General features: G+C 40.4%; 26 protein-coding genes and 2 pseudogenes. 9 read left to right on the forward strand and 19 right to left on the reverse strand.

Annotated elements, in window-relative coordinates:
- The first annotated feature begins 87 nt into the window (after positions 1-87).
- Positions 88-483 carry a hypothetical protein gene (locus CH76_RS06575; protein ID WP_036144456.1) on the forward strand — a complete coding sequence of 132 codons (396 nt, stop codon included), beginning with the start codon at positions 88-90 and terminating at the stop codon, positions 481-483.
- A gap of 30 nt (positions 484-513) precedes the next feature.
- Here CH76_RS06575 and CH76_RS06580 read toward each other — a convergent pair whose 3' ends face one another.
- Together CH76_RS06580 and CH76_RS06585 are read right to left on the reverse strand one after the other, a co-directional pair.
- Positions 514-1257 (reverse strand): formate/nitrite transporter family protein, encoded by a 744-nt coding sequence (locus CH76_RS06580; protein WP_036144458.1) that lies wholly within the window; start codon positions 1255-1257, stop codon positions 514-516.
- A gap of 73 nt (positions 1258-1330) precedes the next feature.
- Entirely contained in the window at positions 1331-1870 is a 540-nt protein-coding gene (locus tag CH76_RS06585) for a hypothetical protein (RefSeq protein WP_036144460.1), read from the reverse strand.
- Between the two features lie 158 nt (positions 1871-2028).
- On the opposite strand from CH76_RS06585, the gene CH76_RS06590 reads away from it, so the two are divergent.
- Genes CH76_RS06590 through CH76_RS06600 form a run of 3 tightly spaced genes read left to right on the forward strand, consistent with a single transcriptional unit; the run spans position 2029 to position 3391 of the window.
- Positions 2029-2727, forward strand: coding sequence for a hypothetical protein (locus tag CH76_RS06590; RefSeq protein ID WP_036144463.1), 699 nt, complete (start codon positions 2029-2031; stop codon positions 2725-2727).
- An 11-nt stretch (positions 2728-2738) separates the two neighbouring features.
- Complete coding sequence (locus CH76_RS06595; RefSeq protein WP_200877338.1) at positions 2739-3059, forward strand: multidrug efflux SMR transporter; 321 nt, start codon at positions 2739-2741, stop codon at positions 3057-3059.
- Complete coding sequence (locus tag CH76_RS06600) at positions 3056-3391, forward strand: multidrug efflux SMR transporter (protein ID WP_036144466.1); 336 nt, start codon at positions 3056-3058, stop codon at positions 3389-3391. Before CH76_RS06595 ends, CH76_RS06600 begins: the two co-directional genes overlap by 4 nt.
- Before the next feature lie 242 nt (positions 3392-3633).
- On the opposite strand, the gene lepA is transcribed toward CH76_RS06600, so the two are convergent.
- Complete coding sequence (lepA, locus tag CH76_RS06605) at positions 3634-5460, reverse strand: translation elongation factor 4 (RefSeq protein ID WP_036144468.1); 1827 nt, start codon at positions 5458-5460, stop codon at positions 3634-3636.
- Positions 5461-5694: 234 nt separating this feature from the next.
- On the opposite strand from lepA, the gene rpsT reads away from it, so the two are divergent.
- Complete coding sequence (gene rpsT, locus CH76_RS06610; protein WP_036144470.1) at positions 5695-5943, forward strand: 30S ribosomal protein S20; 249 nt, start codon at positions 5695-5697, stop codon at positions 5941-5943.
- Between the two features lie 77 nt (positions 5944-6020).
- On the opposite strand, the gene holA is transcribed toward rpsT, so the two are convergent.
- The gene (gene holA, locus CH76_RS06615) at positions 6021-7034 is read right to left on the reverse strand and encodes a DNA polymerase III subunit delta (RefSeq protein WP_036144473.1); all 1014 of its coding nucleotides are present in this window, start codon (positions 7032-7034) and stop codon (positions 6021-6023) included.
- Positions 7035-7172: 138 nt separating this feature from the next.
- Here holA and CH76_RS13710 point away from each other — a divergent pair, with 138 nt between their 5' ends.
- A complete protein-coding gene (locus CH76_RS13710; protein ID WP_036144475.1) occupies positions 7173-7313 on the forward strand; it encodes a YqzM family protein in 141 nt (46 codons plus the stop codon).
- Between the two features lie 45 nt (positions 7314-7358).
- Here the strand turns inward: CH76_RS13710 and CH76_RS06625 are convergent, their stop codons facing one another.
- The 4 genes from CH76_RS06625 to CH76_RS13905 all read right to left on the reverse strand — a co-directional run bounded on the left by CH76_RS06625 (position 7359) and on the right by CH76_RS13905 (position 11118).
- Entirely contained in the window at positions 7359-9605 is a 2247-nt protein-coding gene (locus CH76_RS06625; protein ID WP_235190369.1) for a DNA internalization-related competence protein ComEC/Rec2, read from the reverse strand.
- The gene (locus tag CH76_RS06630; RefSeq protein ID WP_036144477.1) at positions 9583-10158 is read right to left on the reverse strand and encodes a ComE operon protein 2; all 576 of its coding nucleotides are present in this window, start codon (positions 10156-10158) and stop codon (positions 9583-9585) included. Before CH76_RS06630 ends, CH76_RS06625 begins: the two co-directional genes overlap by 23 nt.
- A 33-nt stretch (positions 10159-10191) precedes the next feature.
- Positions 10192-10821: a helix-hairpin-helix domain-containing protein gene (locus CH76_RS06635; RefSeq protein WP_036144535.1), complete on the reverse strand. Its 630-nt coding sequence runs from the start codon at positions 10819-10821 to the stop codon at positions 10192-10194.
- 93 nt (positions 10822-10914) lie between these two features.
- A complete protein-coding gene (locus CH76_RS13905; protein ID WP_036144479.1) occupies positions 10915-11118 on the reverse strand; it encodes an LPXTG cell wall anchor domain-containing protein in 204 nt (67 codons plus the stop codon).
- A 136-nt stretch (positions 11119-11254) separates the two neighbouring features.
- Between CH76_RS13905 and CH76_RS06645 the strand changes: the two genes are divergently transcribed.
- The gene (locus tag CH76_RS06645) at positions 11255-11737 is read left to right on the forward strand and encodes a hypothetical protein (RefSeq protein WP_036144481.1); all 483 of its coding nucleotides are present in this window, start codon (positions 11255-11257) and stop codon (positions 11735-11737) included.
- Here CH76_RS06645 and CH76_RS06650 read toward each other — a convergent pair.
- The 9 genes and pseudogenes from CH76_RS06650 to CH76_RS06690 form a co-directional block, all read right to left on the reverse strand.
- Positions 11709-12437 (reverse strand): class I SAM-dependent methyltransferase, encoded by a 729-nt coding sequence (locus CH76_RS06650; RefSeq protein ID WP_036144483.1) that lies wholly within the window; start codon positions 12435-12437, stop codon positions 11709-11711. The genes CH76_RS06645 and CH76_RS06650 overlap by 29 nt on opposite strands.
- Positions 12434-12768 (reverse strand): annotated as a pseudogene (gene rsfS, locus CH76_RS06655) (ribosome silencing factor). The gene CH76_RS06650 and the pseudogene rsfS overlap by 4 nt, the downstream one beginning before the upstream one ends.
- Positions 12765-13331, reverse strand: a complete 567-nt coding sequence (gene yqeK, locus CH76_RS06660) for a bis(5'-nucleosyl)-tetraphosphatase (symmetrical) YqeK (protein ID WP_036144487.1) — start codon at positions 13329-13331, stop codon at positions 12765-12767. The pseudogene rsfS and the gene yqeK overlap by 4 nt, the downstream one beginning before the upstream one ends.
- A complete protein-coding gene (locus CH76_RS06665) occupies positions 13300-13893 on the reverse strand; it encodes a nicotinate-nucleotide adenylyltransferase (protein WP_036144488.1) in 594 nt (197 codons plus the stop codon). Before CH76_RS06665 ends, yqeK begins: the two co-directional genes overlap by 32 nt.
- Positions 13893-14198, reverse strand: coding sequence for a ribosome assembly RNA-binding protein YhbY (yhbY, locus tag CH76_RS06670; RefSeq protein WP_036144538.1), 306 nt, complete (start codon positions 14196-14198; stop codon positions 13893-13895). The genes CH76_RS06665 and yhbY overlap by 1 nt, the downstream gene beginning before the upstream one ends.
- Before the next feature lie 5 nt (positions 14199-14203).
- Complete coding sequence (gene aroE, locus CH76_RS06675) at positions 14204-15019, reverse strand: shikimate dehydrogenase (protein ID WP_036144490.1); 816 nt, start codon at positions 15017-15019, stop codon at positions 14204-14206.
- Between the two features lie 13 nt (positions 15020-15032).
- Positions 15033-16135 (reverse strand): annotated as a pseudogene (yqeH, locus tag CH76_RS06680) (ribosome biogenesis GTPase YqeH).
- On the reverse strand, positions 16132-16653 hold the full coding sequence (locus tag CH76_RS06685) for a YqeG family HAD IIIA-type phosphatase (protein WP_036144492.1): 522 nt from the start codon (positions 16651-16653) through the stop codon (positions 16132-16134). Before CH76_RS06685 ends, yqeH begins: the two are co-directional and overlap by 4 nt.
- 34 nt (positions 16654-16687) lie before the next feature.
- Positions 16688-17467 (reverse strand): phosphatidylserine decarboxylase, encoded by a 780-nt coding sequence (locus CH76_RS06690; RefSeq protein ID WP_036144493.1) that lies wholly within the window; start codon positions 17465-17467, stop codon positions 16688-16690.
- A 95-nt stretch (positions 17468-17562) separates the two neighbouring features.
- Here CH76_RS06690 and pssA point away from each other — a divergent pair, with 95 nt between their 5' ends.
- Complete coding sequence (gene pssA, locus CH76_RS06695) at positions 17563-18102, forward strand: CDP-diacylglycerol--serine O-phosphatidyltransferase (protein ID WP_036144495.1); 540 nt, start codon at positions 17563-17565, stop codon at positions 18100-18102.
- A gap of 84 nt (positions 18103-18186) precedes the next feature.
- The gene (locus CH76_RS06700) at positions 18187-18630 is read left to right on the forward strand and encodes a hypothetical protein (RefSeq protein WP_036144498.1); all 444 of its coding nucleotides are present in this window, start codon (positions 18187-18189) and stop codon (positions 18628-18630) included.
- 18 nt (positions 18631-18648) lie between these two features.
- Here CH76_RS06700 and mtnN read toward each other — a convergent pair whose 3' ends face one another.
- Positions 18649-19341, reverse strand: coding sequence for a 5'-methylthioadenosine/S-adenosylhomocysteine nucleosidase (gene mtnN / locus CH76_RS06705; RefSeq protein ID WP_036144500.1), 693 nt, complete (start codon positions 19339-19341; stop codon positions 18649-18651).
- 12 nt (positions 19342-19353) lie between these two features.
- Positions 19354-19956: a YrrS family protein gene (locus tag CH76_RS06710; protein ID WP_036144502.1), complete on the reverse strand. Its 603-nt coding sequence runs from the start codon at positions 19954-19956 to the stop codon at positions 19354-19356.
- Between the last annotated feature and the right edge of the window lie 59 nt (positions 19957-20015).

Raw genomic sequence — 20015 nt, forward strand, 5'->3', positions numbered from 1 at the left:
TGGTGCACAAGTGCGAAGAAATGCACTAGAGTTTCTGCATGAAATGCGATAGGCTAAAGCTAACTTATAATAAAGGATGAATGATTTATGCATATTGCAACGACACCAAAATTCACATTATTTATTTGGCTTCTCATTACTATTGTAATTGCCGTTATCCCTTGGCCCTTCCCTCAGATTAGCCTACTTGCGGTTTTGGCCATGGTACTAGTTGTGCTTATTTCTTTTTTGCATTACCAACTGCATATTACAGACAAAGGTATTACCTACCGCGTAATGGCTTTAAACAGCACTGTTAAAAAGCGTCATATGGCAACTGCAGATATTGCACGTATCGAGTTTACACGCCGTCAGGACGACACGATTTTTCAAGCAGAAGTCTTTACAACTACTCAAAACTTATCGCTCCTACGCTTTGATAGCCCTGACCTTTATAATGAGCTACGTGAGTTTTGTCAAAAGCACCATATCCCACATAATTAAAAAAGTTGAGCCAAAAATCGGCTCAACTTTTTATTTATCATTTTTTAAAATCGTTACCCAGTAAGCAATCGCAACAAATACGCCGCCTACAATATTACCAAGTGTTACTGGTACTAAGTTATGAACGATTTCGCTTAGTGTAATTACCCCATTAAAATACGCTACACTAAACGCTGTCATATTAGCAATACTATGTTCAAAGCTCATTGTGATGAAAGGTGTGATACAGCAAAAAATAACTGCAATACGACCCATCTCCGTTTTCAGCTTATAATTTCCCCATACTGCGATACATACTAAAACATTACATAAAATACCACGCATAAATAACTCAAGTGTGTCAGGTGCTGTTTTACCATGCACAACCTTATCAATGTAAGCCCCTAAGTCGCCTACAGCTAAGCCTGAAGCATAAAAGACACCTGCTAGTAAAATTGCCCCTACTAAGTTACCTGCATAGCTACCTACCCATGATGCAATAGCTTGTGACCATGTTGTCTTTTTGCTAAGTGCACCAATTGTCATGACGAAGTGGTTTCCTGTAAATAAATCTGCGCCTGCTAATAATACCATCGTCAATGCCACACCGAATGTTACACCCTGCGCAAGCTTTAAGCTTGGCTCAGCTGACATATATCCCCCAAGTGTTACTAATAGCAACATACCAAAACCAATGTAAATCCCACCAAGCATTGTGTTCATTAAATATGCTGGCTTATCATTGCTGAGCATGTTTGCTTTCCCCAGTGCTGCTTTTTCTACTAAGTCTCTCATTATTGAAACCTCCTCAACTTTGTTATTATAGTAGAAAAGGGAATAAAAAAAAAGTACCAAATTAGCGGTACTTTTAACGAAATAGCAAACGGCTTAACCAAGATCGTTTCTTTTGTCTAGTATTTTCGCGAATGAGCTGTTCTATCAAGTCATTTTGCTGTTTTATTACATCTGATTGTTGCGTTAAAATATCGCCAACTTCATGCACAAAAGCCTTATGCATGGCTTCCTGCTCCTGTACTTGCTGTACAATATTATCAAGTTCTTTCGCTACCTCTGTTAACTCTGTTGCTCGCACTGCATTATTTTGTACAGCTGGTACATCACCCTCTACTAGGTTATCCTTATCTAACTGCAATATCTCTTTAATATTAGTATTTTTGTTTGTGACCATCTGCGCCGCTTCACTAAACGGTATACCACGCAAACGATTTAAAATAACCATAGCCTTCATGCGACCAAAATCCTCACCGACAAAGCAGCGATGATTTTTAGCATTGCGCTGGATCATATAGCCATTATCCTCTAAATGCTTCGTATAGTTGGTTAATGTAGCGGGGCTAACATTTAAAAACTTCGCAGCATCCCTTGATGTATAAATTTTTTCGCTCATACTCATTAACTCCCTGCTTCAATTAGTGTAGCTTAATTCTATCATTTAACTTCCCTTTCGTACAAATAAGGAAACAAATGCAGTGTTAATACTTGTCGGCATGACTAAAGCATATTATATTGAACACTAGAATCGCTTTACAAAATGGAGGCTAACTTATGCGACAATCAATTATTTGTATTTCTTCCGAGCAAGACGCGCACGCACTGGCCCTATATTTTGGGCAATTACTAAATAAACCAGATAAGACTATCTTTGAGCGTCACTTACTGCTCGAAAACATCTATGAGCTTTTAACCTATTATTATCATGCGGATTTATATGCTTTACTTGATGAGGCTGAACACCTTAGCCCACAGGCAAGTACGGCCGCACAAAATATGATTTTAATCGAAACAACGCTTTACACTACTGTACTTGTTAGTAACTTAACACAAAATACAAAGTTACTTAAAAATGCACGTGCGGTTTTACTTGCGATGTTTGATGCGCAAGTACCTTATGCCAAACAACATCTTTCACCTACACAATACGAAAAACTCGTAATGCCAACTATGCTACTGCGTCAATGGTTAGGTGACAAAGCACGATTTACTATTGACGAGATGCAATATATTATTGGACAATTACTCGCATCAATTGACGAGGAGTTTATTCAAGGCAACTATTACCCACCTGCTGCCCTCATTGAATATGTATCAAATGATTTTAAAGAGCAGGCTACCACATCAAAGCACGCACTTATTCATCAAAAAACACGCTTAAAACATTTTATTGAATGTCTCGACGACTATGTCGAAGTCCCAACGCAACACGAGGAGCGTTGGCACACACTTAAACAAAGCTTAACAGAATAGAGGAAATCCATTTGCCTTACGTTTTACTTATCATCGCGATTATGGCTGAGGTCATCGCTAGCTCTTTACTCAAAGCGACGGATGGCTTTCGTAAACTTGCGCCTTCTCTTGGCGTTGTAGTAGGCTACGGCGTTGCGTTTTATACTTTGTCTTTAACGTTACTCACATTGCCACTTGGTATTACGTATGCCATGTGGTCAGGGCTTGGTACAGCTGCTACAGCTATTATTGGGGTCATCGTTTATAAAGAGGTTATTAGCTTAAAAAAAGCACTGGGCCTACTGTGCATCATTGTAGGCGTTGTGCTATTGAATAGTGGTGAGCTAGTATGAAGGGTTTTGCATTGCTTAGTGTAGCCATTGTAACCGAAATTATAGCAACGCTTGCGCTTAAATTTTCTAATGGCTTTACGGTACTAGCGCCTTCTCTTGTCGTAATAGCTGGCTACTTAACCGCGTTTTATTTTTTAAGTCTCACACTTCGTCATATGGCGCTTAGCGTTGCCTATGCGATTTGGTCAGGAGTTGGCACTGCTGCCACTGTAATTATTGGTGTGCTATTGTTTAACGACCCGTTTACGGTCACTATCGCGCTTGGGCTATTGCTTATTATTTTAGGTGTTATTTTACTCAATCAAGATGGACCGCCAGCCAGCACATCCTAGTGCTGGCTATTTTTTTGGTCTTCGTAATAAAATAGGTTGCAAATTAAAGGCTAATTAGTAATCAACCTATTAAGCCTCATTATCAATAGTTAAACACTCTCGTTATTATGTAGTCACTAAATTGTATTTGCTCAAAAAAAGACAAAGCGCTCTGTATACGCTTTGTCTTTAACTATTTCTATATTTTATCGTTCGTTTGTCATTCTATTTTTACAAAAGGCTACAAACTTTGATAGTGTATCTTATTTATCGTCGTCCATTTTAAGTACAGCCATAAATGCTTCCTGAGGTACTTCTACTGAACCTACTTGTTTCATACGTTTCTTACCTGCTTTTTGTTTCTCAAGTAATTTACGTTTACGTGAGATGTCACCGCCGTAACATTTTGCTAGTACGTTTTTACCCATAGATTTAATTGTAGAACGCGCTACAATTTTTTGTCCAATGGCTGCTTGTACAGGCACTTCAAATTGTTGACGAGGGATTAACTCTTTTAGTTTTTCCACGATAACTTTACCACGCTCATACGCAAAGTCACGGTGAACAATAAAGCTTAAAGCATCGACTTGTTCGCTATTTAATAAAATATCCATCTTCACAAGTTTTGATGTTTTATAGCCAATTAACTCATAGTCAAATGACGCATAACCTTTAGTATTTGATTTTAAGTGGTCAAAGAAATCATAAACAATTTCTGATAATGGCAGCTCATAGTTAACAGCTACACGCGTTGTATCTAGGTAGTTCATGTCAATGAAGTTACCACGTTTCTTTTGGCAAAGCTCCATTACTGCCCCTACATAATCATTTGGCACCATAATAGCTGCCTTCACATAAGGTTCTTCTACGTGGTCAATTTTTTGTGGGTCTGGCATCATGGCTGGGTTATCTACCATTAGCTCAGAGCCATCTGTCATATGCACTTGGTACACTACTGACGGTGCAGTTGTAATTAAATCAATTTTAAACTCACGCTCAATACGCTCTTGAATGATTTCCATGTGTAATAAGCCTAAGAAGCCACAACGGAAACCAAAACCTAATGCTTGCGATGTTTCTGGTTCAAACTCTAACGCAGAGTCATTTAGCTCTAATTTTTCAAGTGCTTCACGTAAATCATTATATTTTGATGTATCAATTGGGTACAAACCACAGAATACCATTGGATTTAAACGACGGTAACCTGGTAATGCTTCACTCGCTGGATTATTAGCAAACGTAATCGTATCACCTACGCGTGTATCTGCTACATTTTTAATTGATGCTGTTAAGTAACCAACATCACCAACTGTAAGCTCCTCTACAGGTGTTACGTGCGGTGTATGAATCCCAACCTCTACTACCTCAAACTCAGCACCTGTTGCCATCATACGAATTTTATCGCCTGCTTTCACGCGGCCTTCTACAATACGGATTGAGGCAATAACGCCACGATATGCATCATACACAGAGTCAAAGATTAAAGCTTGTAGTGGTGCGTCAGGGTCACCCTCTGGTGCGGGTACTTTTTCGACAATTTGTTCTAAAATTTCGCCAATACCAATATTGGCTTTGGCTGAGGCAAGTACTGCCTCCGAAGCATCTAAACCGATAACATCTTCAATCTCCTCACGTACACGCTCAGGATCAGCGGCAGGTAAGTCAATCTTATTAATTACAGGTAAAATTTCTAAATCATTATCTAATGCCAAATAAACGTTGGCTAATGTTTGCGCTTCAATACCTTGCGCCGCATCCACAACTAAAATCGCACCCTCACACGCTGCTAAACTACGTGAAACTTCATACGTAAAGTCTACGTGTCCTGGTGTGTCAATTAAGTGAATTGTGTAAATTTCGCCGTCATTCGCTAAATATTTTAATTGTACCGCATTTAATTTAATCGTAATACCGCGCTCTTGCTCTAAATCCATAGAATCTAGCATACGCGTTTTCATTTCACGCTTCGTTAATGATTGCGTGTGCTCTAAAATACGGTCAGCTAACGTCGATTTACCATGGTCAATATGGGCAATAATCGAGAAATTTCGGATATTCTCTTGTCTTTTCTGTCTTTCATCTCGGTTCATGTACTTCACTCCTATTTCAACTATATAGAATTATACTATGAATATTAGGCAATGTACAACTACTACTAAGGCGTGCTTTATGCACCCTTTTTGTACGACTTATGCTGTCAAGTAAATATTCTTTGCGCGAAACTATTGCAATTTAACGTATCGTTTGCTAAAATGATTTTTGTTGTATTGACACGAAAACGTGAGAAAATACTCATCTCGTATCTAATCCAGGAGGTGAAATACATGCCAAACATTAAAGGTGCTATCAAACGTGTAAAAACGAACGAAAAAGCAAACGTAGCTAACACTCAAGTGAAATCAGCTATGCGTACTGCAGTTAAAAAAGCACGCGTTGCTATCGCTGAAAACAGCGAAAACGCACAAGAGCTTTTAAAAGCAGCTACTAAATCAGTAGATAAAGCCGCTTCAAAAGGTCTTATCCACAAAAACGCAGCAGCTCGTCTTAAGTCACGTCTTACAAAACAAGCATAATCGCTGTTCCTAAGGTTATCTACTTCGTGTAGATAACCTTTTTTCTATGAATAAAAAGACTGCCCCTAAGGACAGCCTCACATCGCTTTCATAATAAATAACTCTAAATGACGTTCACGGTTACCACTGCTTGTTTTTAACGCCTCATCCACCTTAGAGAGCGCGTACAGCGCACGTAATAACTGCTCCTCAGTTGGACGGTTACGCTTTTGTAATAACATTTTAATGCGGTAAGGATGTGCCTTTAACTGTTTAGCAATTTGCTGCTGGCTATACCCCTTCGACTGCAAATAATAAGAGTGATTCATTAAACGTACAGTAGAGGCCAGTAACCCCACTAACATAATAGGCTCTTGCTTTTGTAACAGTAGGTCGTGGTAAATTTCTAGCGCAGTTGCCTCATCATTGGCAAAGTAGGCATCTACCATTTTAAAAGCATCTTGCTCTAAAGTTTTTGCCACTAGCTCATTCACCATTACTTCTGTAATCTCTACACCGTCAGCTCCTAAATATAGTGCTAACTTCTCGACTTCTAAATTTAGCTGAAGCATATTAGTTCCTACTAAATTTAGTAAAGCACCAATCGCCTCATCATCAATCGACTTCCCTAACTCCTGTACGCGGGAGGTAATCCATACCGCAAGATCACGTTCTTCAGGAGCAACTGCCTCAACGACACAGGCATTGGCCTTAGCTACTTTCGTAAACTTTTTACGCTCATCTAACTTTTCGTAGGGCGCAATCATTACTACTACCGAAAATGGGGCTGGGTTGCTCATATATTGTTCAAAGCGCTTTAAATCATGTGTAATTTTTTCTTTTTCACGATCACTAGCTTTAAATATCGTAGCATTTTTTGCGATAACGAGTTTGCGTTCCGTAAAAAATGGTATTGTATCCGCTTCGTTTAACACTTCATCAACTGGCACTTCGTCAAGTGAGTACGTCATAACTTCCGCTTCTTCGTCTGCCGCGAGTGCCTGCTTGATCTTGCGCACCGTTTCGTCAATTAAATAAGCTTCTTCGCCGACGAGTAAATAAACGGGCTGTAGTTTTTTATTATCAATATCGCGCCAAATTTTTGTAAGCACTTACGTTCACTCTCCTTATACATCAGTACATTATACTTGATTTACTATAAATTTGTCACACCTCTTTATGTTTTCCTTTTGATATGGCTTTTTCATAGGTGTTGTTTTATAATAAGATACAGAATTGGAGGGATAGCAATGAATCCATTTGAAGGTGAAAACATTAACTCAAAACGTAACGATGCGATTGACGCTGGCGTTGGCTTTGGCGTATCATTCGGTTTCTTTACAACTATGTTCATCATTGCAATTATTTTCGAATACGTAGCTATGAACTAATTTTATTACTGCACAAAAAGCATTTCGCTTCCGAAATGCTTTTTGTCATTTTATCGCCATATTTGTTCGTGTTAATTTAACTTCAATCGTGCCTACATCCGCTGTCGTTAATGTAGTACCTGGCGCAAAACGCGCGACTACGTCAGGATGAGGGTGACCGTAGCGATTATTAATGCCTGCACTAAAAATAGTGAGTCTGGGATTAGTATGCGCAATAAAGCCCTCTGTACTCGATGTTTTACTACCGTGATGCCCCGCCTTTAATAAATCAATATCACGCAGTATTTCATCTCGCAACTTATTTTCACCCTCGGCTTCTAAATCACCTGTAAATAAGGCGCGCATTTTGCCGTATTGTAGTACTAGTACAAGTGAGTCATTATTTGTCCCCTCACCCGCTTGTTGCGGCGCCACATACATAAAATTTACACCAGCTCGTTGCCAACTCGCTCCTCGTACCGGCTCCTCTAATGGAATCCCTTGCTTTACAGCCTCTTCATAGACCGCTTGCATTACCTCGGCTTTCGCTAAACTATTTGGTGTCATATGAATGGTTTTGACTGTGAGCTCTTGCATTACCTCTTCCGCTCCTTCTACATGGTCTGCATCAGGGTGCGTTAAAATAAGCGTATCAATCGTTGTAATGCCCTTACCTTTTAAGTAAGGTACGACTACACGCCTTCCCACTTCATAAGGTTTGCCTACTTGCCACTCTTCCTTACGATCAAAGCGTAGTACACCACCTGTATCAATGACATAAACACCTCGCCTTTGAGGCAGCTCTATCACAATACTGTCACCTTGTCCCACATCCAAAAAAGTTACCGTCACATCGCGCTCTGCCAAATAAGCAAAGTGTAAAGGTAGCACAGAAAGCACACCAACTACTAGCGCTTGCTTAAAGCGCTCAATCTCTAGTAATAAAAACACAGCAAGTACGCCTACGTAGGCAAGGGCTAACCCCCATATAGCAGGTCGGCCTGGCGTCCACAATTGCCAAGGCAGCTGCGTTAAAGCCGTAATTAGTTCGGTAAGCAGTGTACGGAGCGGCTCATATAAAGTAAACCCTACCTGCGCTAAAGCTGGTACACAGTAGCTCAGCACAAATAACCCCATCGTCACAGGTAAAATTACGACAGAAAATAACGGAACAAAAAATAAATTCATAATGAGTGAAGATACGGATACTTCAAAGAAGTGATACAAAATAATAGGATAAACCGCAAGTTGCGTCACACTTGTAATAATAAAAGCCTTTACTAGCCCGTGCTGACTTAAGCTCATAATACGCTGTGCATAAATCAAGCTAATTGTTGCACCATAAGACAATTGAAAGCCCACCTGTAAAATACTAGATGGTTGCCATAAGACAAAACCTATTAACGTTACCGCAAGCGCATCATCTACCGCAATCCGTCGCTGTTTAAGTTGTAGTACTAATACTAAAACAGTTACTGTAACCGCACGCCAAACTGACGGCGCACCACCCGCTAGCATCGCATAAAGAGGAAGCGCCACAATTAATACCCACGTTGCTTTTTCACGCCGAACACCAAGCCGCAACAAGCTATAATAAATTACAGCTGTCATTAGCCCAACGTGTAAGCCAGAAATCGCAAACAAATGCGTAATCCCTAAAATTTGATAGGCACGCGTCAACTCCTCGTCAACATCATCACGCAAGCCTATTAAAAGCGCCTGTGCTTCTGCCTGTAGGCTTTTAGGAAAATTATCTTCTATATGTCTCGCTACATTAAATCGTTGCGTAGCGAGCATTGTCGCAAGGTTTGTTGCTTTGCCTACTGCTTGCCACTCGCTAACCTCAACCATACCAACAGCACCCGCACTTTTTAAATAACTTGCCATCGAAAAAGCATAGCGATGTGCAGGTCGAGGTGGCGGTATCCACTCAGCTTGAGCATGCATCTTACTACCATACAATGAGGTCGCTTGGTACAGTGCTTTTTCTTCAGCACTTGTAAAACGATATGTTACATAAATTTTTTGACCATCTGCTTTCGCAAAACCACGTAATGTAGCGCCTGTAATTTTCATTTGTTGCAGCGTTAGCTCTGTGGTTGCTGGCAGTGGCTTAGGTTTTGTTTGAATGAGTAAAATAAGTGTGCAAATTGCGATGATAATTAGTAATTTAGGGGATTCTTTTTTATAAAATAACCATAATGTGTAGGGGAATAATAGTAAAAATACTACTGGGGAGAGTTGCAGCGCACTCGCAATAATAACTACTGCGAGCGCTACTAGCATCCCTTTATTTTTGAAGTTGTTTACCAAGGATTTCTGTCACCTGCTTTTCAAGGTCAGCAATCTTCTCTGGCGCAACACCTGCTTGGCGCATCTCGTCAAGCATTGTCATATACAAATGTAGTTTTTCGTCGCTTAAAAAATCAATTTTACGCTCATCAAAAGGCACATGCTCTACGGTAACGCCTGCCTTTTGTAGTAGCTCTAGTGCGTATGTATTGTTTTTATAATCCGTCGCATAGTATACATTTTTAATGCCTGCTTGAATAATTGATTTTGTACAAGGTAAGCATGGGAAGTGGGTCACATATAAATCTGCATTTTGTGTAGGTGTACCATATTTTGAGCATTGCAGTAATGCATTCATTTCGGCATGAACCGTACGTACACAGTGATTGTCTACCACATAACAGCCATGGTCAATGCAATGTTCGTCCCCTGCAATCGAGCCATTATAGCCCCCCGCAATAATGCGCTTATCACGCACAATCGTTGCACCAACAGCTAAACGTGTACATGTACTACGTAACGCAAGTAAATGACATTGTGCCATAAAAAATTGATTCCAAGTAATTCGCTCCATACGAATACCTCCTTCGTTTTATTAAGTGTAGCATTATTTCACACTAATATAATCCTTTAATTTTTCAAAGGTTTTGTCACCAATACCGCTAATTTTTTTGACGTCTTCAATTGTTGTAAAGTTGCCCTGCTCTGTACGGTAACTAATAATGCTTGCTGCTTTTGCTGGACCAATGCCTGGGATTGTCATGAGCTGCGTTTCATCCGCTGTGTTTAAATTGACGGTAGTGGTTGTTGTTTGAGAGGTTGTAGATGTAGGCTGTGCTTGTGTCGCGACAGCTTCGGGTGGGGGCTCCTCGCCCTGTTTGGGGATATAAATGACCATTTCATCCTGTAATTTTTGCGCATAATTAATGAGCTTAGTATCAGCCTCATCCGTAATACCACCTGCGATAGTTAAAGCATCAATAATGCGCTCCTCTGTTGTTAAAGGGTAAACGCCTGGCTGTTTAACAGCACCCTTAACATCTACAAGGACAGTCGTAACTTGTGGTGGCTCTGGTTCAATTGGTTGTTGCTCTATTTTGGGTTCTTCAAGGGTTGGGGTAAGTGGGAGTAGTTCGGGTTGTTGCGCTTCAGTGCGCGTAAAATAAAAGAGAAGTGCTACGCTAACCGCACCAATAATAAGTGCGTACTTGCCATACTGTTGCCAAAGTTGCTGCATAGAAAAAAACACCCTTTCCTACGAAAGTGGCGTCGTATGGAGTTACCTCCTACTATAGCCTATTCTTTCGTGAGTGAAAAGGTGTTTTTACTTTTATTGCATTTGTTTACGACGTGTAAATAGGAAAATACTTGCCGCAATCAGTGCGAAACCTGTAAGCATTAAGCCTAGTGTGCTTTCGCCATCTGTTTGTGGTAATTTTTCTACCGCTGTGTCGTTACCGGCTTTAGGTAATTCTTTTACAGGTACAGAAATTGTCGGTTGCTCTACCTTGTTATCCGTATCCGGTTGTTGCACCGTTGGTAACTCAGGTTTTGCCTGTTCATTTTCTGTATTTGGATTTTCGTTCGGAATTTCTACGGAAGGGTTTTCTGGGGTTGTTGGTTCCTCCGGTTTTGGTTCTAGCTTACCTGGCTTTGGATTTTCAAGTCCATTGGATTTTATCGCCTACTTCTTGAGCAAGCATCGTTCAATAGTTGCGATTGATGAAATTGGGAATCACGAACTATTTGACGATATCTTTGTACAAAAACACACCCGCGTCCATGCACTTTTTATTAAATTGCGTTCTGTAGCAATTAGCCATTACGTAGCAACGTCTATTGATCGTGAGTTAAGCGGTAAGCTAACATTGTTGCCAACGCTCGCTTGTGATGCGGAAGATATACGTAACTTTATTGATAGGAAGGAATTTGATTTTATTATTACAGATGTGCTACTACCATCGTTGCAACCGCAGTGCCCTGTCATACTAATTGATACATTTTTATCGACAACGACTTTTACACAAATCGCTAAGTTAACCGATAAAATCAACCAACAAAAAGCGCAGATTGTCATTAAACAGCTGCCCATTGTGCCATATATGCAAAAAAGCTGCTACCTACTTAGGCATCAGCTTTTTTTGCGTGTATAAAAATGCGTTCACTTTCGTCCGTTGGTGCATCCATTGTAAAGTCAGCAGTTACTGTAATGTCTGTAAAGCCTGCTGCTTGTAGCCATGCTACATACTGCATTGGCTCATAAGTTTGTTGATAGTGCGTTTCGTCAAAGCGGCGGTAATGCTCACCCTCCGCTACAAAGAATGTCATATCATGCACAATACTGTGAGGTGCGTCGCCTTCTTCGGTATGCCAGATGTATGCAATGTTGCCATCATCATACGTAAAAGGCGAGTCAAGGAAAATCTCCATCTTTAGTAAGCTGTGCACATCAAAAAATAAATGTCCGCCTGCCGCTAAGCTAGCATAAATGCGCTCAAAGGTAGCTTGTACGGCCATTGCACTTGGCAAATAGTTAAGTGAATCTAACACGATGGTCATCACATCCACATCCGTAAAACCTTCTAGCTCATCCATAGACTGACAGACAAGTGGCACATGAGGAAGGCGCTCACTTGCGACCATCAGCATTTCGTCTGATAAATCTACGCCCGTTACCTCATAGCCTAATGCTTGAAAACGTTGCAACATGGTACCAGTACCACAGCCAATATCAACAAGCACTTTATTTGTTGTGGGTGGTGCGACTAGTCGCACCCAGTCTGCATAATCATCATACGGCACATCTTGTTGTAGCTCGTCGTAGATTAACGCAAATTGTGTGTAGCTACTCACTGCGCTACCTCAAGCAGTGGTGCATCTCCCCATAGGCGCTCTAAGTTATAATAGCCACGCTCATCTTTATGGAATACGTGAACAACTACATCGCCAAGGTCAACTAATACCCAACGTGCTTGGTCAAAGCCTTCCATGCGGCGTACTGTGTAGCTGCTTTTTCAGCTTGCTCTTTTACTTCACGTGCAATTGCCTGTACTTGACGGTCTGAATTACCGTGACAAACCATAAATTGGTCAGCTAAAAACGAAATACCTTCCATATTAAGTACTACGATGTCCTCAGCATGTTTGTCATCTACTGCTTTATAAGCGATTTGTAATAAGTTCATTTGTTTTCTCCATTCATGATATCGTTATAGCAAGTAAGTGTCAGTGGAAAAATCGGCTGCTTCGTATCAATTAAAAATCGTAACGAATGGCGCACACATGCACTCATTGCTTTATCTAAGTTTTTTTGTGCTTTTTTACGCAGGCGTTCAACACCTGGGTAATTACGTGAGGGCTCAATCATATCAGCAACGAAAATAATTTTTTCGAGCTTGCTCATACCAGCGCGCCCTGTCGTATGGTAGTGGATGGCATTTAACACATCTTGATCGGTAATGCCAAACTGGGTTTGTGCATAGTAGGCGGCAATTGGGCCATGTAGTAACTCACTGCCCCACCCTATAACGGATAAATCAAGGTTTTCACGTCGAATGATGTCTTCCATCTTCGCTACGTCCTCATATTTTGCCATATCATGCAAAATAGCCGCTGATTCTGCCTTACTTGGGTCTTCGTCGTAGCGTTCTGCTAAAGCGATTGCTGTATGCATTACACCTTGTGTATGAATGTAGCGCTTCTCTGGCATGCGCGGTTTAATGGCCGCTAGTAGTTGTTGTCGCTCCATATAATCCTTCCTCTCGTACATAATTTGCTACCGCTTCTGGTATTAAAAATTGTACCGTCCGTCCCTCTTTAAAGCGACGACGCAACATGGTTGAAGAAATATCGAATTGCGGTGCGTCTACCATTTGTACATTATAAATGGTTTGTGCCTGTGTATGTGGTCGTGCAAAGCCAACAAAGGTAACAAGCTGATTTAGCGTACCTATATCATGCCATGTGTGCAACGACTCAATCATGTCACCGCCCATAATAAAATAAAAAGCTGCCTCTGGCTCACGTTTGGTAAGCTCACGCATTGTAATAGCCGTATAGGAAATACCACCCTTATTAATTTCATAAGGCTCTACTTTAAAGTAAGGATATGGCGCTGTCGCAATTGACAACATAGTAAGGCGCTCTGCATCACTAACGGGCATATCTACAGCTTTATGTGGTGGTACACCATTTGGCATAAAGCGAATCTCGTCAAGTGACAACGCATTAAGCGCCTCATTTGCCATCATTAAATGACCAATGTGGGGCGGGTTAAACGTACCACCTAAAATCCCGATTCGCTTTTTCATTACTTCTTCGCTACTTTCGGTAGTACGATTTGTTTATTGTTGCGTGACTCTTTATATAGTACGACAGTTAAACCAATAAGTTGAACAAGCTCTGCGCGTGTACCGCGTGCTAGCGCTTCCGCTACCTCATGCTTTTCGTCCTCACAGTTGTCTAAAATACGTACTTTAATTAATTCACGTGCTTCTAGTGCTTCGCTAATTTGTTTTAGCATCGCTTCATTTACGCCGCCTTTACCTACTTGGAAAATCGGTGTTAAATGATGTGCCTCTGCACGTAAAAATCGTTTTTGTTTACCTGTTAACATCAAAATTAGTTTCCTCCTAATTGCTCTTCTATTGAAGCAATCATTGATTTTGTATCTGGCGTTTCGTTAAGCCAATGTGTAAAGGCAATTGCCCCTTGATTAACAAACATACCCACGCCATTTATTATCGTTGCACCTTGGTGTTGTGCCGCTTGCAAAAATGGTGTTACGAGTGGATTATACACAATATCAGCAACAAATGCTTCTTTTCGCAAATTTGTCACATCAATTGGTAATGTAAAGTCTGCGCTTAGCCCTGCCGATGTAGTTTGAATGATGACATCATACGCACTCGCATCTACATCTGTTAAAGCAATAGCTTGTCCACTACCTAACTCTGCTATGATAGCCTGTGCACGCGCTACGGTACGATTAGCAATCGTTATGGTATAGCCTGCTTGTGCCATTGCAAATGCAATACCTCTAGCCGCTCCGCCTGCACCAAGTAACACAACTTTTGCCTTTGGCTTGTGCCCTGTTACCATTTCAAGTGAACGCAAAAAGCCAAGTCCATCGGTGTTATATCCTTTTAAGCGACCATCCGCTAAGCGTACTACTGTATTAACTGCGCCCATTTTTTTAGCTAAAGGGTCCAACTCATCGAGTAATGGGATGATTTTTTCCTTATGTGGAATGGTCACATTAAAGCCACTACTACCAAGCACACGTAAGCTTGTAATAGCTGTAGCTAAATTTTCTTCAGTAACGTGTAAGGGAATGTAGGTAGCATCAATGCCTAGCTCAGCGAACCACGCATTGTGCATCTCAGGTGACTTAGAATGGGCGATAGGATCGCCAATAACTGCGAACCATTTTTTCATGGTCAATCACTCCTTAAATTAATGAAGGGCGTAAAAATACTTCCACGCCTTTTGGTGCGTGTGCTGCAATTACTACATTAGGGTCTTGTACGGTAATCCAACCAAGTCCAGAGAACACAATATCTGTGCGCCCCTCTTTAATTGAAAACTCATGACGTACTAATGGTGGCAACTGGTCAATAAATTGCTCAGATGGTGGTGCTAGCATTTTACCTTTATGATTAGCATACAGTTCATCTGCCTTTTCAAGTTTTGTACGGTGAATTGGTAAGTCATTCGCCATATATACCGTAAAGGCTGTGCGCATCCCTTGCAGGAAGTCAAAACGTGCTAAGCCACCAACAAATAAAGTTTGCTCAGGATTTTGTTGGAACACTTTTGGCTTAATTTCTTTTTTCGGCATAATATACTTAAGCTCGCTCGCATCAAGGTAATGTGCCATTTGGTGATGATTAATAATACCAGGTGTGTCAAACATTGCGCTACCATCATCTAAAGGAATATCAATCATATCAAGCGTTGTGCCTGGGAAGTGTGATGTTGTAATAACTTCGCCCTCACCTGTAGCTTGTTTGATGATACGGTTAATAAATGTTGATTTACCTACGTTTGTACAACCTACGACATAAACGTTTTGCTTTTTACGGTAGCGGTCAATTGCTTTCATTGCGTCTTCCATACCGCGACCGCTATGTGCACTCACAAGTAATACGTCGATTGGCTTAAGACCAAGCTTTGCCGCTTCGTGTTTTAACCAGTGCACTACTTTACCTGGCTTCACTGATTTTGGTAATAAATCAACTTTATTGGCAATCAATAATACAGGATTATTGCCTACAAAGCGGTGTAACCTGGTAACCAGCTCCCGTTAAAGTCAAAGATATCTACGATTTTAACAATTAGACCGTCTTGCGTGCCTAAACCGTTTAAAATACGTAAAAAATCGTCATCTGTTAATGACACAGGTTGGATTTCGTTATAGTTTTTCAAACGAAAACAACGCTGACAAATGACGGTCTCCTTATCTAATGATGAAGCGGGTGCATAGCCTACCTCACCTTTATTTGTTGTTTGAATTGTTGCGCCACAACCGATACATGTTGGCATTTCGTTCATTTTTTGTCCTCCCAAGTTGGTTTTCCTTTTCGTCGTAAATCATTAAATACACGTCGTTCAACAAAGCGATTGAACTTTGTTACAAGCCCATCTGACTGTGCAACAGGGCGCACTAAAATCGTATGCATACCCATGCGGTTGCCACCCATAATATCTGTTAATAGCTGGTCACCCACCATTGCTGTCTCATGTGGTCGTAGCCCAAGTTGAATCATAGCTGAGTAAAAACCGTTACCTAATGGCTTTTTCGCGCGTGAAATATACGGAATCCCTACAGGCTCAGCAAAAGCCTTCACGCGTGCTTCATTATTATTAGAAGCAATAATCACACGAATGCCACCTTCAGCTAATCTTTCAAACCAGGCAGCTAAATCATCATTTGCATATGGGCTATCCCATTCAATTAACGTATTATCTAAGTCAGTGACAACACCCTTAACCCCTTGAGCCTTTAATGACTCTGGTGTAATTTCGTAAATTGTCTCGACGTATTGCTTTGGCAATAAAAAATTATACACGTAATTCCCCTCACTCTAAACTTTGTCGCACTCATTATAGCATAGTTGCGAACGCTTCACCCACACGAATCATACGGTTCTTTACAACATCTTCTGTGAAAGCAACGCTATCCTTCTCAAATAACATAACAACCGTTGAGCCAAAGCTAAAATAGCCGACTTCTTCACCCTTATACCATGCTGTTGTTGTATTTGTTAATGCAATAGAATTGACAAACATTGCACCAACTTTAATAAAATCACAGCGCATCTTTTTGTGTTGTAATTGCGTCACCATACGGTAGTTATGTGACAGTGGCTTTTTGCCATAGCTTAAACCTGCTTGATTAACAGGGTAAGATTGCTGCCCTAGTGTGTACTGGCGTAAAACAGTAGCGTCTAACGGGCTATGCATGCGGTGGTAATCAGCAGGACTTAAATAAAATACAATATACTGTCCGTCCTTATACGCTTCGGCACGTGCTTCCTTGCCTAATAAATCCACCAGACGGTACGATTTACCTTTTACTACAAAATTTTGTCCTTCTGTAATGGCACCAAAAGATTCGATTTTTGCATCTACGGGACTTACAATGATATCATCCGCAGAAGCAATAGGACGCGCCTCCTCTTTTAGCTCACGCGTAAAGAAATCATGTAGCGTTGAAAATTGTTGTAAACTTTTTGAAACCTCTTGGGTATTAATTGCGTAAAGTTTAGTATAGCCTGGAATAAGGTATCTACTAATACGAGAGGTAGCAAAGGTTTTTAACATTGCCGACGTTCCTCTACCATTTGTCAGTTCTATCATTGTTTGGTATAATTTTTGCTTCATTTGTTTTCACCCTTATTTCTCATTTTTTCACTATCTAATTTAATCTTTTAGCAGTATAATTAAAAAATACTTCACTTGTAAAGGAGTGACCTATCATGTATATTCCGCATGCTATGGACAATACAATAAAAAAAGCCAAATCTCAAATTGCAAACTTTATTACACTATGTAATTTATCTTTTGGTGGTGCAGCCATTATGGCAACATTAAATGAGCATTATAGCTCCGCTGTACTATTCATTTTTATCGCCGCTTTACTTGATCGTTATGACGGTAAAGTCGCACGACGCTTAAACCAACAATCTGAGCTTGGTAAGCAACTTGATTCAATGAGTGATATTATATCATTCGGTGTAGCACCAGCGATACTAATTTATGAGTATTTACTACATGACTTAGGTGCAGCAGGTATGATTGTAACCGTATTATTTATTACTTGCGGTGCTTTACGTCTTGCACGCTTTAATATTTCAGAGTCAAACGGTACTTTTGTTGGCCTACCTATTACAGCAGCAGGTACAATTTTAACAGTAAGTTATTTTTTAGCACCTTTTGTACCTCTAGGCTTTTATATCCCATTAGTTCTTGTTCTTGCACTTTTAATGATTAGTACATTTACCATGAAAAAAGTATAATTTTTAACTACGCTACTTTGCTAGCGTAGTTTTTTTGTTTAGTTATGACCTGTTAAGGTAATGGTTAACTTAGGAGGTTATTTCATGAATAAAATCTTTCGCATAACAATTGTAAGCTTTATTAGTGGTCTCATGCTTATTGCTGTACTCTACCTGTTTAAGTTCTTACACACTAGTCGCGCGTATGATTTATTATTCAACTTTGAATACATCCCTATTATTGGTGCTTATAATGGCAATATGGCACTTGGCTTACTGTTTCATTTTGGCACCTGTATTATTAGTACGATTGTTTTATATTACATTGTAAAAGCCTTTCATGTAGAGCTATCTTTACTCAGCTATGTTTTACCAATTACAATTGGTAGTGCTGTACTGTATTTTTTAAGTGGTTTTACTAGCGAAGCACCTTCACCTTTTGATTTAACATCATGGGGCATGTGGGTATTTGCGCACTTAATTTACAGTATGATGATTGCTTATGGCATGAAGTTTTGGGTGCTTCATAATAAAAGTGGCAGCGAGTAATCTCGCTACCACTTTTTTTTAGCAATTTTTAATAGCTTCTAGTACTACTGCTGTCGAGTGCTTAGCAGCTACTGGTAAAAATTCGTCAAAGCTTAGGTTAGATTCTTTACCTGCAATATCAGATAAGGCACGAATCACTACAAATGGTACATTAAACTGATGACATACTTGTGCAACAGCTGCTGCTTCCATCTCTACCGCTTTAAGCGCTGGTAGTTTTGCGCGCACATCTTCAACACGCGCTGGGTCATACATGAATGAGTCACCTGAACCAATTAAACCTACTGCACTATTATGTTCACCAACAGTTGCTACAGCTTGCTGAGCGATAGCACAAAGCTTAGCGTCTGCTTTATACGTTGCTGGCATCTGTGGTACTTGCCCCCATACATAGCCGAAAATAGTAGCGTCTACATCATGGTGTACTACTTCGTCTGAAATAACGATAGCACCTACTTCTAGGTTTTCGTCATAGCCGCCAGCTGAACCTGTGTTAATGACAACGTCTGGCTTAAATTGATGTAATAAAATCGTTGTACCCATTGCGGCATTTACTTTACCAATACCACTTTTTAGTAATACTACGTCTTTGCCGTCGTATGTACCTGTTGTATACTCACTATTTGCAATTGTTACAGTTTCTGCATTTTGTAAACTTTCACGTAGTGCAACTACTTCTTCTTCCATTGCACCAATTACTGCGATTTTCATGCTGTATCCTCCTTAGTACGCACCCTCTGTGGTGTGTAACTTTTCTAGCTTGGTTGGTAACCAACCTTGTTCATCAACCCACTCCATGCTCACACGATATTTTTCGGTACCGTCTGCTGATGTTACAACACCAATCGCATTTTGTGCGCCACCATTATTGCCAACACGCAATACAATCATATTATCATGTGCAAGGCCTGTTGTGCGGCTCAATGTTTCGATTTTCTCTTGCCAATCAGTAGAAGCCACATATAATGACACATGCTCACCTGTTTGTGTAGTAGGCGTTGGCTCCCATGCTGGGTCTACAATAACGGATGCTACAATCGGGTCGCCCTCTACTAGTGTTTCTTCTTTTTCTTTAATAGGGGCCTTCTCTACCTCATCCTGTTCATCACTTTCTTTTACGGGTTGCTTATCCACTGTTTCAATTGGTTGCTCATTTAGCTCTTTGGCAGGCTCTGGCTCGCCGCCCGCATTTTTTACGATAATGGCAATGGTAATTAAAATTAATAAAACCATAAAAACAATTAAGTAATTTAGCATTTTATCGGCTCTTTGTTTTTTTGCAGAAGAAGGCATACGATTTCTGCGCTGTTGTTTTTCTTCGGTCATCTGTCAACACCTCTCGCAATAGTTTACCATCGTTTGGCGACTTTTGCCTACAAAAAAGA

Source organism: Lysinibacillus sp. BF-4 (assembly GCF_000743635.1).
GTDB lineage: Bacteria > Bacillota > Bacilli > Bacillales_A > Planococcaceae > Metalysinibacillus > Metalysinibacillus saudimassiliensis.